This window comes from Microbacterium longlingense (assembly GCF_058349825.2).
This window is the reverse complement of record NZ_JBYRJA020000008.1, coordinates 1-23899: the sequence shown is the minus strand read 5'-3', so window position 1 is coordinate 23899 and position 23899 is coordinate 1. Positions and strand designations below refer to the sequence as shown.

24 protein-coding genes and 1 tRNA gene are annotated in these 23899 nt (G+C 70.7%); 19 read left to right on the top strand and 6 right to left on the bottom strand.

Going from position 1 to position 23899, the window contains the following annotated elements:
- Entirely contained in the window at positions 1-555 is a 555-nt protein-coding gene (locus tag AC3RXY_RS12100; protein WP_491511182.1) for a TetR/AcrR family transcriptional regulator, read from the bottom strand.
- Positions 556-700: 145 nt separating this feature from the next.
- Between AC3RXY_RS12100 and AC3RXY_RS12095 the strand changes: the two genes are divergently transcribed.
- Together AC3RXY_RS12095 and AC3RXY_RS12090 are read left to right on the top strand one after the other, a co-directional pair.
- Positions 701-1303 (top strand): gamma carbonic anhydrase family protein, encoded by a 603-nt coding sequence (locus tag AC3RXY_RS12095; RefSeq protein WP_491511181.1) that lies wholly within the window; start codon positions 701-703, stop codon positions 1301-1303.
- A 335-nt stretch (positions 1304-1638) separates the two neighbouring features.
- Complete coding sequence (locus AC3RXY_RS12090; RefSeq protein WP_491511340.1) at positions 1639-2988, top strand: APC family permease; 1350 nt, start codon at positions 1639-1641, stop codon at positions 2986-2988.
- A gap of 63 nt (positions 2989-3051) precedes the next feature.
- Here AC3RXY_RS12090 and gdhA read toward each other — a convergent pair whose 3' ends face one another.
- Positions 3052-4434 (bottom strand): NADP-specific glutamate dehydrogenase, encoded by a 1383-nt coding sequence (gene gdhA, locus AC3RXY_RS12085; RefSeq protein WP_491511180.1) that lies wholly within the window; start codon positions 4432-4434, stop codon positions 3052-3054.
- A gap of 289 nt (positions 4435-4723) precedes the next feature.
- On the opposite strand from gdhA, the gene AC3RXY_RS12080 reads away from it, so the two are divergent.
- The gene (locus tag AC3RXY_RS12080; RefSeq protein ID WP_491511179.1) at positions 4724-5428 is read left to right on the top strand and encodes a nucleoside triphosphate pyrophosphohydrolase; all 705 of its coding nucleotides are present in this window, start codon (positions 4724-4726) and stop codon (positions 5426-5428) included.
- A 106-nt stretch (positions 5429-5534) separates the two neighbouring features.
- Positions 5535-6797 carry a histidine--tRNA ligase gene (hisS, locus tag AC3RXY_RS12075; protein WP_491511339.1) on the top strand — a complete coding sequence of 421 codons (1263 nt, stop codon included), beginning with the start codon at positions 5535-5537 and terminating at the stop codon, positions 6795-6797.
- 147 nt (positions 6798-6944) lie between these two features.
- On the opposite strand, the gene AC3RXY_RS12070 is transcribed toward hisS, so the two are convergent.
- Positions 6945-7418 (bottom strand): DUF4442 domain-containing protein, encoded by a 474-nt coding sequence (locus AC3RXY_RS12070; RefSeq protein WP_491511178.1) that lies wholly within the window; start codon positions 7416-7418, stop codon positions 6945-6947.
- A 134-nt stretch (positions 7419-7552) separates the two neighbouring features.
- Here AC3RXY_RS12070 and AC3RXY_RS12065 point away from each other — a divergent pair, with 134 nt between their 5' ends.
- The 11 genes from AC3RXY_RS12065 to AC3RXY_RS12015 all read left to right on the top strand — a co-directional run bounded on the left by AC3RXY_RS12065 (position 7553) and on the right by AC3RXY_RS12015 (position 17419).
- On the top strand, positions 7553-7918 hold the full coding sequence (locus tag AC3RXY_RS12065; RefSeq protein WP_491511177.1) for a GntR family transcriptional regulator: 366 nt from the start codon (positions 7553-7555) through the stop codon (positions 7916-7918).
- Positions 7915-8976: a DUF1648 domain-containing protein gene (locus AC3RXY_RS12060; protein WP_491511176.1), complete on the top strand. Its 1062-nt coding sequence runs from the start codon at positions 7915-7917 to the stop codon at positions 8974-8976. The genes AC3RXY_RS12065 and AC3RXY_RS12060 overlap by 4 nt, the downstream gene beginning before the upstream one ends.
- A gap of 3 nt (positions 8977-8979) precedes the next feature.
- Entirely contained in the window at positions 8980-9969 is a 990-nt protein-coding gene (locus tag AC3RXY_RS12055) for a CPBP family intramembrane glutamic endopeptidase (RefSeq protein WP_491511175.1), read from the top strand.
- Between the two features lie 120 nt (positions 9970-10089).
- Positions 10090-11370 (top strand): phosphopyruvate hydratase, encoded by a 1281-nt coding sequence (gene eno / locus AC3RXY_RS12050; RefSeq protein WP_491511174.1) that lies wholly within the window; start codon positions 10090-10092, stop codon positions 11368-11370.
- 63 nt (positions 11371-11433) lie between these two features.
- On the top strand, positions 11434-11892 hold the full coding sequence (locus AC3RXY_RS12045) for an FtsB family cell division protein (RefSeq protein WP_491511173.1): 459 nt from the start codon (positions 11434-11436) through the stop codon (positions 11890-11892).
- Between the two features lie 216 nt (positions 11893-12108).
- Positions 12109-12657 (top strand): DUF501 domain-containing protein, encoded by a 549-nt coding sequence (locus tag AC3RXY_RS12040; protein WP_491511172.1) that lies wholly within the window; start codon positions 12109-12111, stop codon positions 12655-12657.
- 3 nt (positions 12658-12660) lie between these two features.
- The gene (locus AC3RXY_RS12035; protein ID WP_491511171.1) at positions 12661-13983 is read left to right on the top strand and encodes a S8 family serine peptidase; all 1323 of its coding nucleotides are present in this window, start codon (positions 12661-12663) and stop codon (positions 13981-13983) included.
- 13 nt (positions 13984-13996) lie between these two features.
- Entirely contained in the window at positions 13997-15397 is a 1401-nt protein-coding gene (locus tag AC3RXY_RS12030) for an NAD(P)/FAD-dependent oxidoreductase (protein ID WP_491511170.1), read from the top strand.
- Positions 15398-15633: 236 nt separating this feature from the next.
- Complete coding sequence (locus AC3RXY_RS12025; protein ID WP_491511169.1) at positions 15634-16287, top strand: hypothetical protein; 654 nt, start codon at positions 15634-15636, stop codon at positions 16285-16287.
- On the top strand, positions 16284-16883 hold the full coding sequence (locus AC3RXY_RS12020; RefSeq protein ID WP_491511168.1) for a hypothetical protein: 600 nt from the start codon (positions 16284-16286) through the stop codon (positions 16881-16883). Before AC3RXY_RS12025 ends, AC3RXY_RS12020 begins: the two co-directional genes overlap by 4 nt.
- Positions 16883-17419: a hypothetical protein gene (locus tag AC3RXY_RS12015; protein ID WP_491511167.1), complete on the top strand. Its 537-nt coding sequence runs from the start codon at positions 16883-16885 to the stop codon at positions 17417-17419. The genes AC3RXY_RS12020 and AC3RXY_RS12015 overlap by 1 nt, the downstream gene beginning before the upstream one ends.
- Here AC3RXY_RS12015 and AC3RXY_RS12010 read toward each other — a convergent pair.
- The gene (locus tag AC3RXY_RS12010; protein ID WP_491511166.1) at positions 17397-18704 is read right to left on the bottom strand and encodes a hypothetical protein; all 1308 of its coding nucleotides are present in this window, start codon (positions 18702-18704) and stop codon (positions 17397-17399) included. The genes AC3RXY_RS12015 and AC3RXY_RS12010 overlap by 23 nt on opposite strands.
- A 145-nt stretch (positions 18705-18849) precedes the next feature.
- Between AC3RXY_RS12010 and AC3RXY_RS12005 the strand changes: the two genes are divergently transcribed.
- Entirely contained in the window at positions 18850-19620 is a 771-nt protein-coding gene (locus tag AC3RXY_RS12005) for a TetR/AcrR family transcriptional regulator (protein ID WP_491511165.1), read from the top strand.
- Positions 19617-20486, top strand: coding sequence for a 3-hydroxyacyl-CoA dehydrogenase (locus tag AC3RXY_RS12000; protein WP_491511164.1), 870 nt, complete (start codon positions 19617-19619; stop codon positions 20484-20486). The genes AC3RXY_RS12005 and AC3RXY_RS12000 overlap by 4 nt, the downstream gene beginning before the upstream one ends.
- A 22-nt stretch (positions 20487-20508) precedes the next feature.
- Here the strand turns inward: AC3RXY_RS12000 and AC3RXY_RS11995 are convergent, their stop codons facing one another.
- Together AC3RXY_RS11995 and AC3RXY_RS11990 are read right to left on the bottom strand one after the other, a co-directional pair.
- Positions 20509-21063: a GNAT family N-acetyltransferase gene (locus AC3RXY_RS11995; RefSeq protein ID WP_491511163.1), complete on the bottom strand. Its 555-nt coding sequence runs from the start codon at positions 21061-21063 to the stop codon at positions 20509-20511.
- Positions 21064-21132: 69 nt separating this feature from the next.
- Positions 21133-21208, bottom strand: a tRNA-Leu gene (locus tag AC3RXY_RS11990).
- Between the two features lie 75 nt (positions 21209-21283).
- Between AC3RXY_RS11990 and AC3RXY_RS11985 the strand changes: the two genes are divergently transcribed.
- Both AC3RXY_RS11985 and AC3RXY_RS11980 read left to right on the top strand, forming a co-directional pair.
- A complete protein-coding gene (locus AC3RXY_RS11985) occupies positions 21284-22522 on the top strand; it encodes an alanine racemase (protein ID WP_491511162.1) in 1239 nt (412 codons plus the stop codon).
- Entirely contained in the window at positions 22519-23826 is a 1308-nt protein-coding gene (locus tag AC3RXY_RS11980) for a D-arabinono-1,4-lactone oxidase (protein ID WP_491511161.1), read from the top strand. Before AC3RXY_RS11985 ends, AC3RXY_RS11980 begins: the two co-directional genes overlap by 4 nt.
- The last annotated feature ends 73 nt before the right edge of the window (positions 23827-23899 follow it).

Genomic DNA, 23899 nt, shown 5'->3' with positions numbered 1-23899 from the left:
TCAGTCGGCCTCTCTGACGTAGCCGGTGAGGCGGTCGGCGATCGCCGCGCGCAGGGTGTCGGGGAGCGGTCCGCCGAGGAAGAGCTCGTAGTACCACATCCCGTCGGCGGCCAGGCTGACCATGAAGTCCTGCAGCGCGGTCTCGTCGAAGTGGCCGTCTTCGGACACCGCCGGCATCGGCATCCACCGCTCGGAGACATGGCGCCACGCGCCGCGCCACTCCGGGTCGTTGGTCGCCTCGGCGAGCAGACGCAGATGGGCGCGCGATGACAGCCCCAGCGCGGTGGCCACGCAGGCGCGCGCTTTCTCCGCATCGGTGCAGTGCTCCGGGGCCTTGCCGGCGGCGGAGCGCAACTGGGCGTCCCACTGGCCGGCGAGGTGGACATGGATCGCGGTGAGCAGCGATTTCTTCGAGGGGAAATGGTAGATCAGGCCGCGCTTGGTGACTCCCGCCTCATCCGCGACGGCGTCGAGGGTGATGGCGGGAACCCCGCGCTCCTCGACCACGCGCAGCGCGGCCTCGAGCATCGAGTTCCTGGCGCTGGGTCGTGCCATGGGGAGATCCTCCGTCGGGTCTTCGAATGCCCCCATTGTCGCATCCTCGTCCTCGGCCGGGCTCGCGTGTTTCCGCGTGAGCGGATGGCTGAGCCCCGGAGCATTTCCACCCCGGTTCGCCCGGCGGAACCGCTACGCTGAGCGCATGCTGTACGAGCACCTCGGGGCTCGCCCCCGCATCCACGACACCGCCGTCGTCGCGCCGTCTGCCGTGGTCTCCGGCGACGTCGAGATCGGGCCGGGCTGTCAGGTGCTGCACGGCGCGGTGATCACCGCGGAGGGCGGTCCGATCGCGCTGGGTTCGCATGTGATCGTGATGGAGAACGCGCTCATCCGCGCGACCGCGGCGGATGCGGTGCGCATCGGTGCGCACAGCCTTGTCGGCACGCTCGCCAGCGTGGCCGGAGCGGACATCGGTGCTGAGGTCTTTCTGGCCTCGGGTGCGCGCGTCTTCAACGGCGCCGTCGTGGGGCCGCGCTGCGAGGTGCGTGTCAACGCGATCGTGCATCGGCGCGCCGTGCTGCCGGAGGCGACGGTGGTGCCGATCGGCTGGATCGCCGCGGGCGACCCGGTGCAGCTGTACGCACCGGATCGCCACGAGGAGATCGGGGCCGCCCAGCCCGAGCTCGACTTCCCCGGCTACGTCTTCGGGGTCGACCGGCAGACCCCCGATCTGATGGTGCAGCTCACGGAGCGCTACGGCATGTCGCTCGCCCGCCACGCCGCCGACCGCCTCATCGCGGACTGACCGCGCGGTGCCGGGACGTGCGGGCGCGTGTGTCCCGCTCGCACCGGTGCCGGATCCGCGGTGAGCTCTCCGGAATCCCTCCGCGGAGAGCGCCCCGGGTGCGAATCGGGCTGCGGATTCCTTCCCCGACCTTCGTAACATCCACGAAATCAGTCGAGAACTTATTCTTGTGCATTGGATTCGTCGTGATGCATAGTGAGCTACCGCGTTTTTCGTGGTGACGGGTCTCACCCGGTTCCGCGTGCACATGAAGGAGTGAGCGCTTGGCTGAGAAGAGTTCGACGAAGATCAAGCCGCTCGCCCAGGGCGGCGGCAGCCTGAAACGCAATCTCGGTCTGTGGGCCATCGTCGGTCTCGGCCTCGGGTACATGACCCCCACAGTGGTCTTCGACACGTTCGGCATGGTCGCGCGCGACACCGACAACGTCGTGCCGGCGGCATACGCCGTCGCGTTGATCGTGATGATCTTCACGGCGATCAGCTACGGCAAGATCGCCGGCGCCATCCCGAGCGCCGGGTCGGCATACACCTATGCACGCGAGTCGATCCACCCCAACGTCGGGTTCATGGTCGGCTGGACCTCGCTGATCGACTACATCCTGCTGCCGATGGTGAACTGCCTCATCATCCGCAGCTATCTGGAGGCGCTGTTCCCCGACATCCCCGGATGGATCTGGGTCGTGCTGTACTGCATCCTCGTGACGGCGATCATCTACATGACCATGCGGGGCACCTCGAACGTCAACATGATCCTGCTGGTGTTCTCGATCATCGTCATGGTGGTGTTCGTGGTGATGGTCATCGCCCAGCTCGCGCGCGGCGAGGGCGCAGCGACCCTCGCATCGGCCGCGCCGTTCATCCACGATGGCGTGACGATGTCGGCCCTGCTCATGGGAGCGACCATCGTGTGCTTCTCGTTCATCGGCTTCGACGCGGTCACGATGTACGCCGAGGAGGCCAGGCACCCCAGCATCATGCCGAAGGCCATCCTGCTGACGGTCGTGCTGGGTGGAGCGATCTTCCTGGTCGCTGGCTACTTCACGCAGCTGCGCTTTCCGGACTGGAACGAGTTCGCCCCCGGAGGCGACATGCAGTTCGTCGAGGACTCCACGCTGCCGCTCATCGGGCAGGGCGTCGGAGGAGACGTGCTGATGGCCGTGCTGACGGCCGCCGGCTTCTGCGCGACGCTCGCCTCCGGGCTCGCCTCGCACGCCTCGGTGTCGCGCATGCTCATGGTGATGGGGCGCAACAACGTCATGCCGCGCCGGGTGTTCGGGTACATCAACCCGCGCACCCACACCCCGACCTTCAACATCGTGCTGGTCGGCGCGGTGAGCCTGCTGGCGGCGTTCTTCTCGCTCGAACTCATCGCGGCATGGATCAACTACGGCGCGCTGATCGCGTTCACGTTCGTGAACATCTCGGTGATCGCGTGGTTCGCGATCCGCCACAACCGCCGCCACACGCCGAAGGACATCATCAACTACATCGTGATGCCAGGGATCGGCATGCTGCTCACCGGGCTACTGTGGGCCAACCTGCACTCCGACGCGCTGATCGGCGGCATCACCTGGACCGTGCTGGGCTTCATCTACCTGCTCGTGCTGACCCGCGGATTCCGGCGGAAGGTCGTCGCGTTCGACGAGAACCAGCCGGTGACCGGGTTCAACAAGATCGTGGAGTGAGAAATCGCGTCGGCCCCGCCCCGTGACGGGGCGGGGCCGACGCGATACGTGGGCGCGGGAGGGTCAGAACACGCCCTGGGCGATCATCGCCGTCGCCACGCGCTCGAAGCCCGCGCAGTTCGCGCCGACCACATAGTCACCCGGGGTGCCGAAACGCTCCGCGGCGCGGAACGACGCGTCGTGCACGTCGGCCATGATCTCGCGCAGGCGCTGCTCGCTGTCGGCGAATCCCCAGTGCTGCCGGGCGGCGTTCTGGCTCATCTCCAGAGCGGACGTCGCCACGCCACCCGCGTTGGCCGCCTTGCCGGGGGCGAACAGCACGCCGGCGGCCTGGAAAGCGGCGACGGCCTCGGGGGTGCAGGGCATGTTGGCGCCCTCGGCGACGGCACGCACGCCGTTGGCGATCAGCATGCGGGCAGAGGTTTCGTTGAGCTCGTTCTGCGTCGCCGCGGGCACGGCGATGTCGACCGGAACCTCCCACACGTTGCCTCCGGCGACGTAGCGGGCGCTCGGGCGGCGAGCGGCGTACTCGGAGATCCGGCCGCGCTCGACCTCCTTGATCTGGCGCAGCAGGGCCAGGTCGATGCCGGCGTCGTCGACGACGTAGCCGCCGGAGTCCGAGGCGGTCACCGGTCGTGCACCCAGCTGAGCGGCCTTCTCGATCGCGTAGATCGCGACGTTGCCGGACCCGGACACCGCAACACGGCGACCTTCGAGCGACTCGCTGTGCACGGCGAGCATCTCCTGCACGAAGAACACCGCTCCGTAGCCGGTGGCCTCAGTGCGCACCTGGGCACCGCCCCAGCCGATGCCCTTGCCGGTGAGGATGCCGGCCTCGAAACGGTTGGTGATCCGCCGGTACATGCCGAACAGGTAGCCGATCTCGCGCCCGCCCACGCCGATGTCGCCCGCCGGGACATCGGTCTGCTCGCCGATGTGCCGGTAGAGCTCCGTCATGAACGACTGGCAGAAACGCCGTACCTCGGCGTCGCTGCGACCGTGCGGGTCGAAGTCGCTGCCGCCCTTGGCGCCGCCGATGCCCTGGCCGGTGAGGGCGTTCTTGAAGATCTGCTCGAACCCGAGGAACTTGATGATCGAGAGGTTCACCGAGGGGTGGAAGCGCAGGCCGCCCTTGTAGGGGCCGAGCACGGAGGAGAACTGGATGCGATAGCCGCGGTTGACCTGCTGGCGGCCGGCGTCATCGACCCAGGCCACGCGGAACATCACCTGCCGCTCCGGCTCGACGATGCGCTCCAGCACGCCCTGCTCGATGAACTCCGGGTGCTGGTTGAGCACCGGGGCGATCGAGTCGAGGACCTCGTGGACGGCCTGGTGGAACTCCGGTTCGTGGGGGCTCCGGCGCTGCACCGCCTCGAAGACGGGCTGGACCTCGGGCGCGAGGGGGTGGAACTCGGGAGAGAACGGAGTCGATTCGGTCACACGCATGCTTTCTGGCAGGGGGCAAAGTCCGGCGGGCCCACAGCGCCGCTGGCGACTCAGCGGCAGGCGTGGTCTCACTTTAGCGGCACGACCGGCGTGTCCCTGACCGGTGCGGCCCCGCGGAGACCGCGGATTCTCCGCATCACGACCCGACCATCGCGGGGCGGCGCGCTCCTTCACAGGAATTTTTCCGGTCGTCCGGCGGGCGCGGGATGATCTTTCTGGTCGACATGGCGCGATCATGGAGGCAGACCCACGAGGGAGAACCCGCGACGCAGAACGCGGAAGGGATGGGATGAACGTGCATGCCGGAGAGGACGGCCCCGGAGCGGGGCTTCGAGACGCCGCGGACGTGATGCGCGCGGTGCGCGCGGACTGTCCCTGGTCGCAGCAGATGACGCACCGCGAGCTCGTGCCGTACCTCATCGAGGAATCGCATGAGCTGGTCGATGCGATCGAACGGGGCGACCGGGCCGAGATGAGAGAGGAACTCGGCGATGTGCTGTGGCAGGTGCTCTTCCACGCCGCGGTCGCGGCGGACGACGCGGAAGACCCCTTCGACGTCGATGAGGTGGCCGGAGCGCTCGCCGCCAAGATGCGGCATCGCCATCCGCACGTCTTCGGAGATGCCGTCGCGGCCACGCCCGCCGAGGTGCTCGTGCACTGGAACGCCGCGAAGGCCGCGGAGAAGCGGGAGCGTCGCAGCGTGCTCGACGGTGTGCCGCGGAGCATGCCGGCGCTCGCGCTCGCGCAGAAGCTCGCCGGTCGGGCCGAGCCGGTGCCGGGCGTGCTCCCGGCGGCGTCCGACGCGGCCGTGGCGAGCGAAGAGGAGCTGGGTGACGCGCTCCTCGCGCTCGTCCGGCGTGCCAGCGCAGAAGGATGGGATGCCGAACGTGCCCTGCGCGAACGGCTGCGCGCGCTCGAGTCCGCGGTGCGCGCGCACGAGGGCGATCCGGCGAGCGACGGCCTCTGCGCGCCGAAGAAGGCTCCGCCGGCCTGAGCCGTACGCGCGGCCGCGTGGGCTGCGCAATGGCCCCGGCGCGACCGGAAAGACCCGCACGACCTGAAAGGATGGGGGCGTGGCAACGGTGAACCCTCCGCGCGGGATGCGCGACTTCCTCCCCGCAGACAAGGCGCGTCGCGAGAGCGTGCTCTCCGTCATCCGGGAGCGCTACCGCGCGCACGGCTTCGACGAGATCGAGACGCCGGTTCTGGAGGAGTACGACCGGCTGCACGCCGGCATCGGCGGCGACAACGAGAAGCTGTCCTTCGCGATCCTGCGCCGCGGCCTGGACGCCGACGGCGTCCGCGCCGCCGCCGACGACCCCGCTGCGCTGTCCGACCTCGGTCTGCGCTACGACCTCACGGTGCCGCTGGCCCGTTTCTACGCCAGCAACCGAGGCCAGCTGCCCGCCGTCTTCCGTGCGATCCAGATCGGCCCGGTCTGGCGTGCCGAGCGCCCCCAGAAGGGGCGCTACCGCCAGTTCGTGCAGTGCGACATCGACATCATCGGCGACGACTCCGCCCGCGCGGAGGCCGAGCTGATCGCCGCGTCGCTCGACACGATCGACGCACTCGGGCTGGAGGGCGGGATGGTGCGGATCAACGACCGTCGCGCCCTCGACTGGATGCTCGGCTCGTTCGGCTTCTCGCCGGAAGAGCGCCCCGGGGTGCTCATCACGATCGACAAGCTCGACAAGATCGGGCCGGACGGCGTGGCCGCGGAGCTGCGCGAGCGCGGCGTGACAGCGTCCGCTGTCGATGCGTTCGAGGCGTTCCTGCGTCGGCCGCAGACAGCCGACTACGTGCCATACGGGCGGCAGCAGATCCTGCGGGGCCTGCCGGACGGCGCGCCAGCCGAGATCGTCGAGCACCTCGAGGGCATCGGCGTGGCCGTGGCGGCGGCCCGCCCGCCGGCGGCCGGGATCGACCCGGTGCCGCTCCGCTTCGACCCGTTCCTGGTGCGCGGCATGGGCTACTACACCGGCACCATCTTCGAGCTGGCCCACCCGTCGGTCGGCTACTCCCTCGGGGGCGGCGGCCGCTACGACGGCATGATCGGCCGTTTCCTGGGCCAGCAGGTTCCGGCGGTCGGGTTCTCGATCGGGTTCGAGCGGATCGTCGATCTCGTCGCGGACCGCGACGAGGATGCCGCCGCGGCGGTGGTGCTGGTGCACGACGCTGATGTGCCGGTCGCAGAACTGCTCGCGCACAAGGCGGCGATCATCGCCGGGGGCGGCCGGGTGCGCCTGGAGCGTCGCACCAAGAACCTCAAGGCCCTGCTGGAGCGCGCCCAGGCGGACGGCTACGCCGGTTTCGCGACCGTGCGCGCCGGCGAAGCGCCGAGCGCGGTGCGTCCCCTGGGCTGAGCTCGGCGCCGAACTCAGGAAAATCTGCGGGTTGGCGCCGGCCAGCGGTGTTTTCGGGGTTTGGGGCGGAAAAGTGCCTGAGTTCGGCAGCCCGCGTCGGGGGGCGGCGGCATGGGGCGGGGCGGATCGGACGAACGGTGATGCGGATCAGCTCTGCTGCGCCGCGGTGACGCGACGCTTCTCGCGCACGTACACCTCGCGCCGCACGCGCGCCACCACGGCGCCGTCGCGGTCGACGATCTCGGTCTCGAACCACTCGAGCACCTTGGCGCCGCCCTTCGCGCGTTCGCGCAGCTCGGCGACGCGCTCAGGGGAAACCTCGAAGCGCGCCCGGAGCACCCCGCGGCCTGGCCGGACGAACTCCGCCTCCGCGCGGGTGTCCCACACCACATAGTCGCTGCCGAGCTGGTGCATCACGAGCATGAAGAAGTACGGATCGGTCATCGACAGCATCGCTCCGCCGAACGCGACGCCGACGTAGTTCCGCGTGAACAGGTTCACGTGCAGATCGACCTCGGCGACCGTCCAGTCGTCGGAGATCCGGCGCACCCGGACGCCGGAGAAGAGGTTGGGGATCCACAGGCTCATGCCGATCGCGAGTCGGCGCGGTGTGATGCGCATCCGCACAGTCTGCCGGGGGAAGGGCGCAGGGCCGAGCCGATGTGAGGACGGCCACAATAGTTCTACTTGAGATAGAATTATGGCAAAGGTGTGACGCGATCGCGGAGCCGCACGCCGGCGAAAGGAGGGGGGGCATGCTCGTCCGGATCGACAGCGAGAGCACGCGGCCGCTCTTCGAGCAGGTCGCCGCATCGGTGCGCGCCGGCATCCTCTCCGGACGGGTCGTCGCGGGCGACCGGCTGCCCGCCGCACGCGAGGTGGGCGACGCGCTCGGGATCAACGTGCACACCGTGCTGCGCGCCTATCAGCAGCTGCGCGATGAAGGTCTCGTCGATCTGCGGCGCGGACGCGGAGCAGTGGTCGGTGCAGCTGCCGGGCGCCTCGTGGAGCTTCGCGATGACATCCGTGATCTCATCGACCGCGCGGACGCGCTCGGGCTCGCGCCCGCCGCGCTCGCCGCGCTCATCCAGGAGTCGGAACCACGAGGAGGACGCCCATGACCGTCGAGGCAACAGCCCAGGACATCCGCCGGGCGCGAGCCGCGTTCCGTTGGGTGGGAGTGATCGTGCCGCTGGGCCTCATCGCGCTGTCCATGCTGGCGGTGCTGCTGTGGCTGCCGGAGCTGCCGGATCCGATCGCGATCCACTGGGGGACGGACGGCGTGGACGGGTTCGGGCCGCGCTGGAGCGCCCTGGTCATGCCGATGATCGGCGCGGGGCTCATCCTGCTGCTGGTGGGGATGACACTGTTCGTGCACCGCGTTCCGGCGGAGTTCCACCGCGGCGGCGCCCTGTACGAGGCGGGGGAGGGCGGCGCGCGCTGGTCGGCGACCGCCCGTTTCCTGGGAGCCGCGAACCTGGGTCTCGGGGTCCTCATGGCTCTGCTGAGCGTGGTTACCACCGGTGTGCAGCGGGGGCTCGCCGACGCCGCGGACGCGCCGGACATCGGGCTCTGGGCGATCGGCGGGATCGGTCTGATGATCGCCGTCGGCGTGCTGGGCTGGTTCCTCCAGCCGGGGGTCGAGGCCGCACCGCCGCGCTCGGTTGCCGCGGATGCCGTGACCCTCGCGCCCGGCGAGCGGGCCGCCTGGTTCGGCACGGTCACCCTGGCGCGCGGTGGCCGGATCGTCCTCGGGGCCAGCCTCGCGCTGCTGGTGGTGATGACCGTCGTGACGCTCGCCCTCGGCTCCGATCCGACGGCGCGCTGGATCATGGTCGGTACGTGTGCGCTGCTGATCGTGCTCGTGGGGACCACGCTGGTGTTCCGTGTGCGCGTCGACGCGCGCGGTCTCCAGGTGCGCTCGTTGGCCGGTTGGCCGAACACCCGCATCCCGGTGGCCGACATCGCGCGGGTCGAGGTGGCGCGCATCGACCCGTTCGCCGAGTTCGGCGGCTGGGGCTGGCGGATCGGGCTGGACGGCCGGCGCGGCGTGGTGATGCGTCGGGGCGATGCGGTGCAGGTGACCCGCCGGGACGGACGGGTGTTCGTCGTCACGGTCGACGGCGCCGCCGAGGCCGCATCCGTTCTGGAGGCTTATCGAACCCAACCGGAGGTCTAGACCATGCACGACAACAGGCAAAAGACACCAGGACAGGCAGGTGGTGGTGAGAACAGCCTGTTCTCGAGCCCGCTGCCTGCTTTCGAGCGGGCGTGGCCGGCCATCATCACCTTCGTCGTGCTGGCGTGCGGCCTGGCCTGGCTCGTTGCGCTGCCGCTGTGGCTGGGCGACGGACTCGCCTCTCCGCTTGCGCCGGCGGTGCTCCCGATGATGATGCTGACCCCGGCGATCGCCGCGATCGTGGTGATGCTCACGATCCGCCCCGTGCGCGCGGGGGAGAGACTGCGATTCCTGGGGGTCTGGCCGCTGCGGCCGGCGCGGCGGGTGATCGGTCTGAGCGTGCTGGGGCTGTTCGGCCCGATCGTGCTCTCCGTCGTCATCGTCGCGCTCGCCGCGGCGCTGGGGTGGATCACCCTCGATCTGACCGGCTTCTCCGGGTACGCCGAGGTGCTCGCTGCGAGCGTTCCGGCGGGGACCGAGCTGCCGCCCGTCGGCGTGCTGGTCGCGGTCCAGCTGCTCTCCGCACCGATCGCGGCCGCGACGATCAACGCCGCGCTCGCGTTCGGCGAAGAACTGGGATGGCGTGGTTTCCTGGTCCCGGCGCTGCGCCGGATCGGCACCGGGCCGGCGCTGCTGATCTCGGGCGCGATCTGGGGTCTCTGGCACAGCCCGGTGATCCTGCTCGGCTACAACTTCGGTCGCACAGATCTCACGGGTGTGCTGCTGATGACAGCGGGGTGCGTGGCCTGGGGCGTCCTGCTCGGCTGGCTGCGCCTGCGCTCCGGCTCGGTGTGGCCGGCGGTCTTCGCGCACGGTGCGATCAACGCGGTGGGCGGTGTCGCGGCACTGCTGTTCCTGGCCGGGACGGGCTACGATCCCGCCCTGGTGGGCATTCTCGGGGTCGCCGCCTGGATCGTGGCCGCCATCGTCATCGTCGTGCTGGCCGTGACCGGGCAGTTCCGCCGCCAGCCCGGACTCGCCCCGCGCCGCTGAGCGCGCGGGCACCGCGCATTCGTGCAGACGAGGAGCGCAACAACCCCGGGACGCGACACCCCGCGCAGCTAGACTGAGCGCGCATCGACCCACCCTTCCCTGTCCTGCGAGGAGTACGACGTGGCACTGATCGAGGCCGTAAACGCACGCGAGATCCTGGATTCCCGCGGTAATCCGACCGTCGAGGTGGAGGTGCTCCTCGACGACGGGATCGTCCAGCGCGCTGCCGTTCCCTCCGGCGCATCCACCGGGGCTTTCGAGGCCTATGAGCTGCGCGACGGCGACAAGAGCCGCTACGGCGGCAAGGGCGTCCTGCAGGCCGTCGAGGCCGTGGTCGACGAGCTCGGCCCGGCGATCGAGGGCATCGAGGCGAGTGAGCAGCGCATCGTCGACGGCATCCTCATCGAGGTCGACGGCACCGAGAACAAGAGCCGCGTGGGCGCCAACGCCACGCTGGGCGTCAGCCTCGCGGTCGCGAAGGCCGCCGCCGACAGCGCAGACCTTCCCCTGTTCCGCTACCTGGGCGGGCCCAACGCGCGCGTGCTGCCTGTGCCGCTCTTCAACGTCATCAACGGCGGTGAGCACGCCGACAACGGCATCGACATGCAGGAGTTCTTCCTGGCCCCCATCGGCGCGCCGACCTTCACCGAGGCGCTGCGCTGGGGCGCCGAGACCTACCACGTGCTCAAGGGCGAGCTGAAGGCCGCGGGCTTCGCCACCGGCCTCGGCGACGAGGGCGGCTTTGCCCCCGACCTGCCCAGCAACCGCGAGGGGTTGGACTTCCTCGTCAAGGCCATCGAGAAGGCCGGTTTCACCCCGGGCACGGACATCGCCCTGGGCCTGGACGTCGCAGCGACCGAGTTCTTCTCCGACGGCGTCTACCGCCTGGAGAACAAGGACTGGGACGCCGCTGCCCTCACCGACTACTACGTGAGCCTGGTCAACGACTATCCGATCGTCACGATCGAGGACGCCCTCGCGGAGGACGACTGGGACGCCTGGAAGGCGCTCACCGAGGTCCTCGGCGAGAAGGTGCAGCTGGTGGGTGACGACCTGTTCGTCACCAACCCGGTCCGTCTGCTCCAGGGCATCGAGCGCGGCGTCGGCAACTCGCTCCTGGTGAAGGTCAACCAGATCGGCACGCTGTCGGAGACGCTCGACGCGATCGATCTCGCTCACCGTGCGGGGTACACCACCATGCTCTCGCACCGTTCCGGCGAGACGGAGGACACCACCATCGCCGATCTCGCCGTGGCGACCAACGCCGGCCAGATCAAGGCGGGTGCCCCGGCACGCAGCGAGCGCGTGGCCAAGTACAACCAGCTGCTGCGCATCGAGGAGGAGCTCGGCGAGGCCGCGGTCTACGCCGGGCGCTCGGCGTTCCGCCGCTTCGAGGGCTGAGCCGCGTAACATCTCCGTGAGGCGCGCCGCTCGGTGCGCGCGGAGCACGCGGAAGGGGGAGTCATGACCGGACGTCAGGCTCCCCCTTCCGCGCGCCTGGACCTGCGCGAGTGGGTCGGCGGCATCCGGCTGTCGGCCTTCTCGGTGATCATGCTCTCGCTCGTCATCCTGGGTGCCTGGGTGCTGGTCCCCACGATCGGCACGTATGTCGAGCAGCGGCAGCGGATCGCCGCCGTCGAGCACTCGATCCAGGTGACCCAGGACCGCATCGACGAGCTCGAGCGGGAGCGTGAGCGGTGGGCGGACCCCGCCTACATCACCACCCAGGCCAGGGAGCGGCTGTACTACGTCAAGCCCGGCGAGGTGGTGTTCATCGTCGATGACGACGTCGACCCCGCCGCGGCGCCCCAGGAGCGCCCGGCGGTCAGCGCCGATCTCGAGGAGCGCCCGTCGGACTGGATGTCGCAGCTCCTGCGCACCGTCAGTGCTGCGGGGCTCGCGCAGAACGCCGTCGCGGGCTGAGCGTCGTGGCGGGCGGCATGCGTCGCCGACGACGCGACGGGGCGTGCGATGCGTCAGGAGAGCGGATCCGCCCGGCGTGATCGCGGGTGCGCAGGTCGGTCCTCCGGGTACGGGACGGGGCCGGATCCCGCCGCATGCGTCGCCGGCTTCCGCTCAGAAGCGGTGCGTCGACGGGGAATCTCGGAGTCTGTGCCCAGGAACGCATACCCTGGAGGGGTGACCACGCCTCCCTTCGACCCGCCCACGCCGGCCGAGATCGCCGTCGTCTCCGCCCAGCTCGGCCGCCCGGCCCGCGGCGTGGTGGGTATCGCGGCGCGCTGCGCGTGCGGCAACCCCACGGTCGTGGCCACGCGTCCCCGGCTTCCGGACGGCACCCCGTTCCCCACGTTCTATTACCTGACCCATCCGGCTGCGACCGCGGCGATGTCGGCCCTCGAGGCGACGCAGGTGATGCCGGAGCTGGCCGCCCTCCTCGACGACGAGGAGACCGCGCAGGCCTACCGTGACGCTCACGCCGCCTATCAGCAGGACCGCGCGCTGTTCGGCGACGTGCCCGAGATCGCCGGCGTCTCGGCCGGCGGCATGCCCACCCGGGTGAAGTGCCTGCATGCGCTGGCCGGCCACGCGCTGGCCGCGGGGGCCGGGGTCAACCCGATCGGCGATGAAGCCCTCCGCCGCGGCGCGTGGTCGCCGGAGCTGTGCCGCTGCGACGACCCCGGCGCGGCGCTGCGCGGGACGGCAGAGACCACCCAGGACCGCGGATGAGCGATGCCGGATGAGTCCCGCGCGATGAGCCCCCGCCGCCGGCTGTCTCGTGCTCTCGCCTCCCTGACGCTCGCGGGGTGCGCATCGCTGCTCCTCGTCGGCGCGACGACACCGTCGCCGAGCCCGTCTCCCACGGTGGATCCGGTGCGCGCGTCGGAGTACTGGCTGGCGGGGTCGCGCATCCAGGATGCCTGGGCGGTCTCGCGTGGCGCCGGTGTGACGGTCGCCGTGATCGACACCGGGGTGGGACGCAATGCGACCCTCGACGCGATGGTGTCCGACGGGACAGATGTCTCGGGCATCGGGGCGCAGGACGGACGCGCCCCGATCGGCACGCTCGACCCCGATCACGGCTCGCGGGTGGCGTCCCTCGTCGCCGCGCGCGGCAACCCCGACGGGAGCGGAATGATCGGTGTCGCACCCGAGGCGGAGATCCTGGCGATCTCCGCAGACATCCGTGCGGGCGCCGCGGTGCCGCTGCCGCAGCAGATCGCCGACGCGATCGTCTGGGCGGTCGATCACGGCGCCGACATCATCAATCTCTCCTTCACCACCAACACGTTCGACTGGGACCCGCTCTGGGACGACGCCTTCCTCTACGCCTTCGAGCACGACGTCGTGGTGATCGCCGCGGCGGGCAACCGCGGCAGCGGAACGAACGTGGTCGGCGCGCCCGCAACGATTCCCGGTGTCCTGGTCGTCAACGGGGTCGACCAGAACGGCGTGGCCAGCGCGGCGGCAGCCACGCAGGGCATCACGATCGACATCGCCGCGCCTAGCGAGAGACTCCTGGGCGTCTCCGCAGACGGCACCCTCATGCTCTGGAACGGCACGAGCGGCGCGGCCCCCATCGTGGCGGGGGTGGCGGCTCTGATCCGCTCCGCCTACCCCGACATGGACGCGGCGAACGTCGTCAATCGGATCACGAGCACGGCGGCGCCCGCTCCGGGCGCGGGCCCGGCGCCGGATCCGCTCTATGGTCATGGCCTGCTCGACGCCTACGCTGCGGTCACGGCAGATGTCCCAGCGGTCACCGAGACGCCCTACGAAGCGCTGTCCGAATGGGTGCGCCTCAACCGCCGTGCGGCCAGCGAGCCGCAGCCGGAGCCCGAGGTGGAGCTGCCCAGCATTCCGCCGCTGCCTCCGGCAGAGCCGCCGACCGCCGCGAGCTCGCCGTTCCTGCCCGACCAGGAGACGCTGCTGTTCGGCACGCTTCCGCTGATCGCGGTCACCCTCCCTGCTATCCTTGTGGGGCTAGGCGTCACCGCAGCGACCCGGCGAATTCACTCGGCGCGCACACACACCGCGCGTCACACGGCTGACTGAGGAGTTACCCCCTTTGCCTACGCGCACGCCTGCGAATGCAGCGCCCCGGATTCTTGTCGTCGGTGGCGGATACGCCGGCTTCTACACCGCATGGAAGCTCGAGAAGTATCTCCGCAAGGGTGAGGCCGAGGTCACCCTCGTCGATCCGCTGCCCTACATGACCTACCAGCCCTTCCTGCCGGAAGTCGCGGCGGGGTCGATCGAAGCGCGTCATTCGGTGGTCTCGCATCGCCGTCACCTCAAGCGCACCGACATCATCACCGGCAAGGTGACCGGCATCGACCACGCCCGCAAGGTCGCGACGATCACGCCGCCGGTCGGGGACCCCTACGAGTTCGCTTACGACCACATCGTCGTGACGGCCGGTGCGGTGTCGCGTACCTTCCCGATCCCGGGCATCGCCGACAACGCGATCGGCCTGAAGACGATCGAGGAGGCCGTCGCGATCCGCGACCGGCTGCTGTCGAACTTCGACCTCGCTGCCACCTACCCGCCCGGGCCGGAGCGCGATCGACTGCTCACGGTCGTCGTGGTCGGCGGCGGCTTCGCCGGCATCGAGGTGTTCGCGGAGCTGCGCTCGCTCGCGTCGGCCCTGGTGGCGAAGTATCCGCAGATCAGCTTCGACGACACTCACTTCCACCTGATCGAGGCGATGGGGCGCATCATGCCCGAGGTCTCGCTCCAGACCAGCGAGTGGGTGCTCAAGGATCTCGCCAAGCGCGGCGCCAACGTTCATCTCGACACGCAGGTGGTCGGAGCCGTCGACGGCGTCGTCGAGCTGTCCACCGGAGAGAAGCTCCCCAGCGACCTGATCGTGTGGGCCGCCGGGGTGATGGCCAACCCCACGGTCGTGCGTGGCGGCGATCTGCCCGTCGAGGAGCGCGGGCGCATCCTCACCCGCGCCGACCTGCGCGTGGGCTCGGAGGACGAGATCGTCGAGGGCGCGTGGGCGGCCGGTGACATCTCCGCGGTTCCTGACCTCTCCGGCGGCGGCGTGGGCGGCTACTGCGTCCCCAACGCCCAGCACGCCGTGCGCCAGGCCAAGCTTCTTGCGAAGAACCTGGTCGCGGTGCTCCGCGGCGAGGAGCCCCGCGACTACGTGCACAAGAACCTGGGTGCGGTGGCCGGCCTGGGGCTCTACAACGGCGTCTTCCAGTCGGGCAAGCTGTCGCTCAAGGGCTTCATCGCCTGGCTCGCGCACCGCGGTTACCACGGTCTGGCGATGCCGACGTGGGAGCGCAAGTGGCGTGTGCTGTGGGGCTGGTGGAACAACCTCTGGCTGGGCCGCGACCTGGTGAGCCTGCAGACCGTGCAGCACCCGCGCTATGTGTTCGAGGAGTTCGCGGCACGGCCGCGCGTCGTCACGGAGCCGGTCGCTGTTGTCACGGGCTCGACGCCCGTCGCGAAGAAGTAGCTCTGCCGAGCGGGGCCGCTGCGGCTCCGTATCGTGGCAGCTCCGTATCGTGGCGGTGATGGCTGCTGCTCGCTGTGCTGGTCCGGGATGTGTCCGGGCCGGGTGCTGCGGGCGGCAGCCATCCTGCGTTCCGGGGTCCAGCGGCGGGCTGCCGCCATGCCTGGTGGGCCCGGAGCGCTGCCGGCTCGCGCTCGGCGTCTTTCTCCGGGTCGCGGGAGCACGATAGCGTCGGAGGGATGACCGCAGAAGACGATGCCGCCTCCGCCGCGGAGGAGGCGCGGCCTGCCCGCTGGGCGGCGTTCGTCGATCGCGTGCCCACCGCCTGGCTCCTCAGCGCCGGAGGCGCCGTCCTCCTCGCCGCGACGGCGGCGTTCGGCGGTCTCGAGCCGGTTCCCGAGCCGGAACCGGCGCAGGTCTCGGCGGGCGAGAGCTTCGTCGGCGCCCAGCTGGACATGACGGTCGAACGCGTGGTGATCGCCGACGACATCCCCGACAGTGCGGTCTTTCCCGCCGACGGGCAGCGGGTCCTGGCCATCGTCATGACGGTGGAGAATGCGTTCAGCGCGGCCCGCCTGGCCGACACGGACGGCGCACTGGCGAACGTGGTGGTCGAGGGGCTGCCCGTTGACGGCAGGGCGATCATCAGCAGAGTCGACGACGGCACGGTGAGTCCCTCTTTGCCGCCGCGGGTGCCGGTGCGGGTTCTCCTGGCGTGGCCCGTCGAGGCCGGAGCGGTCGCGGGCGGTGCGGAGGTGCGCATCGCCCTTCCCGACGCGACGGCTCGGGAGGGGAGCTTCGTCATGCGCGGCACGAGCTGGACCGACATCCGGGTCGGTGCGTACGCCTCAGCGCGGGTGGACGACATCGGAGCCGCCGGGGTGATCCCGTGACCCCGGTGGACCGGAGCGTCGGTGCGGCGCGGGGCCAGCGGCGCGGTGCGCTCCGGACCGGGCTGCCGTGGCTTCTCGCCGTGGCGCTCGTGGCCGGCGCGTGGGGTGTGAAGCAGGTCACGCCGCCCGACGACGCGATCTACGAGAGCTTCGTGACGGTCGCGGAGATCGGCCATCGCGCCGAGGCACGCAATCTCGCGGTCACCGTGCTCGGCGTGACCGCCGCGGACGCGGTCTCCGGCGCGCGCGACTGGCGTGCGGCGGGAACGTGGGTGGTCGTCGACCTCGAGGCGGAGGCCGTGGTCGAGCAGGAGGGGGCGGCCCTGCATCAGGTGACGCTGTCCGTGGACGGCCTGATCTTCCATCCCACCGAACGCACGGCCTCTCTCGCGGGACACCCCCTCGACGTCGGGGTGGCGCGGTCCGGGAGCCTCGCTTTCGAGCTTCCGGAGGGCGGCCGCCACGGCGTGGCGCTGCTGCGCCTGGCGCCCACGATCTCCCCGGATGCCGACGGGGTCATCGAACTGGAGATCGACCTGGACGCGCTTCCCGTGCGCGCAGAGGTCGCGCTCCGCCAGAACGGGTGGGCGGACTGATGGCGCAGCGGACCTCCTGGTGGGTGCGTCAGCGCACAGCGCTCGTGGCGCTCGCCGTGCTGCTGCCGCTGACCTTCGGAGGGATCGCCGCATGGGAGTGGCGCACGGCCTTCCTCGGATCGTTGCGGCCGGTGTTCCCCGTCGAGGTCGCTGAGGGGGCGAGCATCGAGCGCGGCGACGCGCGCTGGGGGCCGGTGACGGCGGGGTTTGTCGACGACACGGCGGGCATGGATGTGCCCCGTGGCGCGCGCGTGCTGCTGGTGCTCCTTCCCGTCGAGCCCGGCAGCCCAGAGGCCTCGTGCGACCAGCCCCGTCTCATCGAGCAGGCCACCGGGCGGCAGTGGAACACGATGCGGCTCGAACTCGGCGTGCTGTTCAACGCCGATGAGCCGGAGAGCTGTGCCGGGATGGGGGCGGACCCCTATCAGCTGGTGCTGCCCTTCGTCATCCCCGACGATGCCGCAGGGCCGTTCTGGCTCGACCTTCAGCCGGTCGGGGTCGGGGACAGCTTCCTCAGGTTCCCGATCGCTCCGTGAGCCCGGCCGGTGCCGTCGGAACGCCGGCATCGGTGCTCTGCTCGGACGACGGGTTCTCGCGCAGTGTCCCGAGGGTGGTGTCATAGGCCGCGGCGATGAGTGCCAGGCGCACCGGCTCGACGACGAGCGGCGGGACCAGCAGGATCACCGGCCCGAAGACGTACCAGAAGTCGTTGAAGTCGTGGGGTCCCACGAGGCGCGTGAGCCAGAAGCGCAGAAAGGCCTCCGCGGCGATCACGAGTGCGTACAGCAGCGCGTATGAGGCGATGACCAGCGGGCCGGCACGCCACATCAGGGCGATCGCGCGCCCGATCGGCCGGAACCGCTGGATGGGTTCTGTGCCGATGTCGCGCAGCCGCTTGCGCACGCGCGCGGACACCGGGGGCGTCTGGGGTGCGCGGGTGCGCAGGCGTGCCACCAGCGGGTGCTGCTGCACGCGTTCGGGCATTCGCGGCGCCTCGGCAGCGATCGCCTGACCATAGACCACCCCCGCGATGGTGAGCCATGCCAGCGGCGCGATCAGCACCGGCCCGATCTGGCCGAGCGTCCACGTGATCACGTCGCCGAGCACGCTCACCACGGCGATACGCTCTGCGACCCAGGCCTGGGCGGCGTCGAGCCAGGTCATGGCGACACGCTGATCGATCCACGTGCTGACGTCGCTCGTGACGCTCTGCACGACCAGCAGGAAGAAGAACACCCACACCACCTCGACGTACACCGCCGCGAGCGCGGCGGTGCGGGGGAGCCGGGCCGACCAGCGCCCCCAGGCCCAGCGGGCGGTGAACGCCACGATGATGACCCCGGCCGTGAGCGGGGTGAGGGAGACATCGAGCACGCGGCCGTCCGCCGAGTAGTCCAGGCCGTCCAGCAGGGCGACGGCGCTGATGCCCTGCGCATGTTCGAGTGCGCGCAGGGCGTACGACCGCACGTCCTCGCTGAGCAGCCCCTGCGCCCAGTAGACGGCGAAGAAGGGGAGGATGCCGGCCAGCAGCGCTGCGGTGAAGGTGCGGCGCCGCTCGGCCGGGTCTGCGGGCAGGGGCGCGATGCCCTGCAGCGTGCGCAGGCCGTCCCGCATCACCAGCAGCATCCCCACCAGGCTGATCAGCCGCGCCAGAACCGCGAGGGGGAGGATCAGGACCCCGGCGGTCGCGTTGTGCGCGCCGATGGCGGCCGCGATCTCCACGAGCACGTAGTGCGCGAGCGTCCCGCCGAGGAACCATGCGCCCAGCGCTGGCCAGTGTCCGAGGAGAACACGGCCGGTCGAGGACAGGAGCGACAGCACCTCACCACGCTAGCGTCAGCGCCGCTTCTCGCGCTCGTCGTTCCCGGTGAGCGGCGGGCACCGGGGGACGGGGCCGTGGTGCCCTGTTCCTGCAGCGTATTACGGACTACACTCAGTTTTGAGCGAACTCAGAAAGGTTGGGGTCATGCCCACGGCCGCCGCAGCGAGCAGACGCGAGCGCAACATGCGCGACAAGCGAGAGCGGATCTTCCGCGCCGCGTCCGCGCTGTTCGCCGAACGAGGCTTCGGAGCGGTCACCACCCAGGAGATCTCTGATCGCGCGGATGTCGCCGCCGGAACACTGTTCCGCTACGCCGCGTCGAAGAGCGAGCTGCTGCTCATGGTCTACAACGAGGAGTTCCGTGCCGCGCTCGACGACGGGGAAAAGCATGCTGCGGGCGGTGGTGAAGCCCTGACGGCGACGTTGGCGCTCATCGAGCCGACGGTGCTCCGTGCCCGTGCGCACGGTGAGAACAGCGCGGCCTACCAGCGCGAGCTGTTGTTCGGGCCGGCTGGAGAGCGCTACCGTGCCGAAGGCCTCGCGCTGGTCGAACGCCTCGAGGAGTCGATCGCGCGGGTCATCTCCGCGGCAGCGCACCCCCAGACCGTGGCCGTCGACGACGGGAGCATCCGCGTCGCCAGCTCGTCGATCTTCTCCGCGGTGCACCTCGCGATCGCGCGGTTGTCGACCGGCGCCCACCAGGGGGCTGACACGCTCGACGACCTGCGCCTCCAGGTCGCCCAGATCGTCACGGGCACCTTCGCGCTGCTGGACGGCGATCGCGCGCCGGGAACAGCGGCGCAGACGCCGGAGCGAGCGCGGAGACAGCGCGCGGCCAGCCACGGACGTCCGGGACGAGACCGGCCCGGAGACAGAAGAGCCGAAGACAGCAGAGAAGGAGAGAAACAGCTATGACTGCCATCGCCAAGGTGACGGTGCTGGGAACCGGTGTGCTCGGGTCGCAGATCGCGTACCAGACCGCGGTCCACGGGTTCGATGTGACCGCCTACGACATCAACGACGAGGCACTCGCGAAGGCGAAGACACGCTTCGAGGAGCTCGCCGCCGTCTACCGCAAGGCCGGTGTGGCGGGAGCCGACGAGGGCGGGGCAGCGGCGGCTCTGGGCCGGATCCGGTACTCCTCCGATCTCGCGGAAGCCGTGCAGGACGCCGACCTGGTGATCGAGGCGATCCCGGAGGTGCTCGCCCTCAAGCAGGAGACCTACGAGAAGCTCGCCGAGGTCGCCCCGGAGAAGACGATCTTCGCGTCCAACTCGTCGACCCTGCCGCTGAGCGCGATGAAGGACTTCACCGGCCGCCCCGCACAGTTCATCGGCCTGCACTTCGCCAACCAGATCTGGAAGTTCAACACCGCCGAGGTCATGGGCACCACCGACACCGACCCTGCGGTGTTCGACACGCTCGTCGCGTTCGCCTCGGCGATCGGCATGGTGCCGATCCCGATCCACAAGGAGAAGCCCGGCTGGCTGCTGAACTCGCTGCTCGTGCCGCTGCTGGAAGCGGCGGAGAACCTCGCGTTCGGCGGCTATGCGGAGCCGAAGGACATCGACGCGGTGTGGCGCATCGGCACCGGAGCGCCGAAGGGCCCGTTCCAGATCCTCGACATCGTGGGGCTGACCACGCCCTACAACATCGCCCGCAACGGTGACGAGCATCACCAGAAGATCGCTGCCTGGCTCAAGGAGGAGTACATCGACAAGGGCAAGCTCGGTGTCGCCACCGGCGAGGGCTTCTACCGGTACGACACAGACGAGAAGTGAGCTGGTGCCTCGGGGCCGCCGGTCATCCGGTGACCCCGAGGCGTCCGCCCGGGCGATCGACTCCGCCGGCCGGCGCGCGGTGGTGATCGGCGGAACGCGGGGCGAGGGAAGCGGCGTTCTCCAGGTCGTAGCGATGCGGGACGACGCCGTCGCCGGTGCGGTACGGCGTGAAGCCGATGGCGGCGTAGTAGGCCAGTGCCGGCGCGTTGCCGACACCGATGGTGGCATCGATGTGCTCCAGGCCCGCCTCCGTCGCCGCGGCCAGGGAGACGGCGAAGAGGCGGCGCCCCAGACCGCTCCGGCCGGCGTCCGGGTGAATGTGCGTGCCGATGATCCCCCACCCCTCGGCCACGTCGTACGGGTTGCCCGGCCACGCGCGCTTGAGGGACTGGAAGCCGACGACGCGACCCGCCTCCACCGCGACGGTGCAGGCGACCGTGTGCTCCTCGTCGAGGTAACGCTCGCGGCTCAGAGCGACGTCGACGGGGGTGGCGCGGAGTCCCGCACGATGGATCGCGTTCTGCACCGCAGCCATCGCCTCGGCATCGGTGGGCTGTGCGGGGCGAAGTTCGGTCATGGCGCCATTCTTCCAGCGTGTGCCCGCCCGCGCGCTCCCGGGCCGGGCTGCGCTCGTGCGGTGCGATCATGGTGCTCCCGCTGGGATTCGAACCCAGACTGAAGCGGGTTTAAGCCGCCTGCCTCTGCCCTTGGGCTACGGGAGCGTGCCGCCAGCCTAGCCGGGGCAGCGGCCGCGGCCGCGCGGCCAGGCGATGCGAGTGAGCGCATAGGCTGGGCCCGTGATCGATCTCACCGCGGACCCCGGTGGCCCGCCGCACCATTCCGACGAGGGCGGGAGAGCCCCCGCGCCGTGGGCGCGGCTGAGCGCGGCCACCGCGCACCTGCCCGCGCCGGTGGGGGTGGTCGATCTCGACGCCCTCCGTTACAACGCGCTCGACATGCTTGTCCGCGCCGGGGGCGTGCCCATCCGCGTGGCGACCAAATCGGTGCGTATTCGCGAGGTCATCGATGCCGTGCTGCGCCTGCCGGGCTACCGCGGCATCCTCGCGTTCACCCTGGCGGAAGCGCTCTGGCTCGCCGGCGATCATGACGACATCGTCGTCGCGTACCCGACGACGGATCGCCGGTCCCTTGCGGCGCTCGCCGCAGACGAGCACCGCGCCGCCCGCATCACCCTCATGGTCGACGACGAGGCCCAGCTCGATCTCATCGACGACGTCGTGGCCCCCGCGCGTCGACCGGAACTGCGCGTCGCGATCGACGTCGACGCCTCCTGGCGCGCGCCGGGTCTCGGCCACATCGGCGTGCGGCGCTCGCCGCTCTTCCAGCCGGGGGACGTGGTCGCTCTCGCCGAGCGCATCGCGGCCCGCCCGGGCTTCCGCGTCGTGGGCGTGCAGATGTATGAGGCGCAGATCGCCGGTCAGGGCGACGCCGCCGGAGCCGGAGACATCGTGGTCCGCGGCGTGCAGCAGCGCTCGGCCGAGGAGCTGCTCGCGCGCCGGCGTGCGGTCGCCGACGGCGTGCTCGACCGGATGCCGCTCGCGTTCATCACCGGGGGCGGCACAGGGTCGCTCGAGTTCAGCGGCGCGGACGAGGCGCTCACCGAGGTCACGGCGGGCAGCGGCCTGCTCGCCGGGCACCTCTTCGACGGCTACCGCCGCTTCCAGCCGGCGCCGGCGGCGGCGTTCGCGCTCGACGTCGTGCGACGCCCGACCGACGACACCGTCACGGTGCTCGGGGGCGGATGGATCGCATCGGGGCCCGCCTCGGACTCCCGCCTGCCGCGCGCGGTGTGGCCAGAGGGCCTGCGCATGCTGACCCGCGAGGGCGCGGGCGAGGTGCAGACGCCGCTACGGGGCTCTGCCGCCCGCGAGATGCGCATCGGCGAGCGGGTCTGGTTCCGCCACGCCAAGAGCGGCGAGCTCGCCGAGCGCCTGAACGAGGTCCACCTGGTCTCCGGCGATGAGGTGCTCGGGGCGGCTCCCACCTACCGCGGCGAGGGAAAGGCGTTCCTATGACCCGGCTCGGCGGCACCTGGCAGAACTGGTCCGGAGCGGTGCGGGTCCGGCCCGCCCGCGTCGAACGACCCCGCAGCGCCGAGGCCGTCCAGCGCGCCGTGCGGGCGGCAGCGCAGCAGGGGCTCACGATCAAGGCCGTCGGAGCAGGGCACAGCTTCACCGACATCGCTGCGGCGCCGGGCGTGCTCCTCGAACTCGACGACCTGCAGGGCCTGGTGGCCGTCGACGAGACGACCGCTCAGGTGACGCTCCTCGCCGGAACGCGTCTGCACCGCATCCCCGGGCTGCTCGCGCCCTTCGGGCTCGCGATGGAGAACCTGGGCGACATCGACCGCCAGTCGATCTCGGGCGCGATCTCGACCGGCACGCACGGCACCGGTGCGCGGTTCCGCGGGCTCGCCGCTCAGATGGTCGCGATGACGATCATCACCGCCGACGGGGAGTTCCGCGCCATCGACGCCGACGACGAGCTCTGGGGAGCCGCGGCGATCGGGCTGGGTGCGCTCGGCATCATCGTCGACGTCACCCTCCAGTGCGTGCCGGCGTTCCGGATCCACGCGGTCGACGAGCCCGCGCCGCTCGGCGACGTGCTCGCGACGCTCGGCGAGCGCGCCGCAGCGCAGGACCACTTCGAGTTCTTCTGGTTCCCCCACACCGAGATCGCCCTCACGAAGAGGCAGACCAGGGTGCCGGAGTCCACCCGGCGCGACCCGCTGCCTCCGGTGGGTCGGTGGGTCGACGAGACCCTGCTCTCGAACGGGATCTACCGGGCAGTCTGCGCCACGAGCGTGCTTGCGCCCGCCGTCACGCCGCCGTTCAACCGGCTCGCCGTGCGGCTCACCGGGGACCGCGAGTACACCGACGTCTCGCACCGCGTGCTCACGCAGCGCCGCACCGTGCGGTTCCGAGAGATGGAGTACGCGCTGCCTGTCGAGAACGTCGTGCCGGCGTTCCGGGCGGTGCGCGCGCTGATCGAGCGACGCGGCTGGCGCATCGAGTTCCCCGTGGAGGTGCGCTTCGCCGCCGCCGATGACATCTGGCTGTCTCCCGCGCACGGCCGCGCCACCGGGTACATCGCGGTGCACCGCTATTGGCGTCACAGTCCGAAGGAGTACTTCGCCGACGTCGAACGGATCTGCCTCGAACACGGAGGACGCCCCCACTGGGGCAAGCTGCACGGACTCACCGCCGGGACGCTCTCGGAACGCTATCCCCGGTTCGCGGACTTCGTCGCAGCGCGCGACCGGCTCGACCCGGAACGCCGCTTCGGAAACGCCTACCTCAGCCGCGTGCTCGGCGGCTGACAGTGATGATGGTGGTGGGAGTCCCGCAGCGGTCGTCCTGACTCTGCGCCTGACTGACTTGGGGTCTTGAACG

Bases quoted from the DNA above. Each gene is read 5' to 3' on its own strand.
- AC3RXY_RS12095 (WP_491511181.1), top strand. From the start codon at position 701: ATGCTGTACGAGCACCTCGGGGCTCGCCCCCGCATCCACGACACCGCC.
- AC3RXY_RS11995 (WP_491511163.1), bottom strand. From the start codon at position 21,063: ATGACCGAACTTCGCCCCGCACAGCCCACCGATGCCGAGGCGATGGCT.
- AC3RXY_RS12100 (WP_491511182.1), bottom strand. From the start codon at position 555: ATGGCACGACCCAGCGCCAGGAACTCGATGCTCGAGGCCGCGCTGCGC.
- AC3RXY_RS12045 (WP_491511173.1), top strand. From the start codon at position 11,434: ATGACCGGACGTCAGGCTCCCCCTTCCGCGCGCCTGGACCTGCGCGAG.
- AC3RXY_RS12070 (WP_491511178.1), bottom strand. From the start codon at position 7,418: ATGCGCATCACACCGCGCCGACTCGCGATCGGCATGAGCCTGTGGATC.
- AC3RXY_RS12055 (WP_491511175.1), top strand. From the start codon at position 8,980: ATGCACGACAACAGGCAAAAGACACCAGGACAGGCAGGTGGTGGTGAG.
- AC3RXY_RS12025 (WP_491511169.1), top strand. From the start codon at position 15,634: ATGACCGCAGAAGACGATGCCGCCTCCGCCGCGGAGGAGGCGCGGCCT.
- AC3RXY_RS12080 (WP_491511179.1), top strand. From the start codon at position 4,724: ATGAACGTGCATGCCGGAGAGGACGGCCCCGGAGCGGGGCTTCGAGAC.
- AC3RXY_RS12035 (WP_491511171.1), top strand. From the start codon at position 12,661: ATGCCGGATGAGTCCCGCGCGATGAGCCCCCGCCGCCGGCTGTCTCGT.
- AC3RXY_RS12005 (WP_491511165.1), top strand. From the start codon at position 18,850: ATGCCCACGGCCGCCGCAGCGAGCAGACGCGAGCGCAACATGCGCGAC.
- hisS (WP_491511339.1), top strand. From the start codon at position 5,535: ATGCGCGACTTCCTCCCCGCAGACAAGGCGCGTCGCGAGAGCGTGCTC.
- AC3RXY_RS12015 (WP_491511167.1), top strand. From the start codon at position 16,883: ATGGCGCAGCGGACCTCCTGGTGGGTGCGTCAGCGCACAGCGCTCGTG.
- AC3RXY_RS11980 (WP_491511161.1), top strand. From the start codon at position 22,519: ATGACCCGGCTCGGCGGCACCTGGCAGAACTGGTCCGGAGCGGTGCGG.
- AC3RXY_RS12065 (WP_491511177.1), top strand. From the start codon at position 7,553: ATGCTCGTCCGGATCGACAGCGAGAGCACGCGGCCGCTCTTCGAGCAG.
- AC3RXY_RS12060 (WP_491511176.1), top strand. From the start codon at position 7,915: ATGACCGTCGAGGCAACAGCCCAGGACATCCGCCGGGCGCGAGCCGCG.
- gdhA (WP_491511180.1), bottom strand. From the start codon at position 4,434: ATGCGTGTGACCGAATCGACTCCGTTCTCTCCCGAGTTCCACCCCCTC.
- AC3RXY_RS12000 (WP_491511164.1), top strand. From the start codon at position 19,617: ATGACTGCCATCGCCAAGGTGACGGTGCTGGGAACCGGTGTGCTCGGG.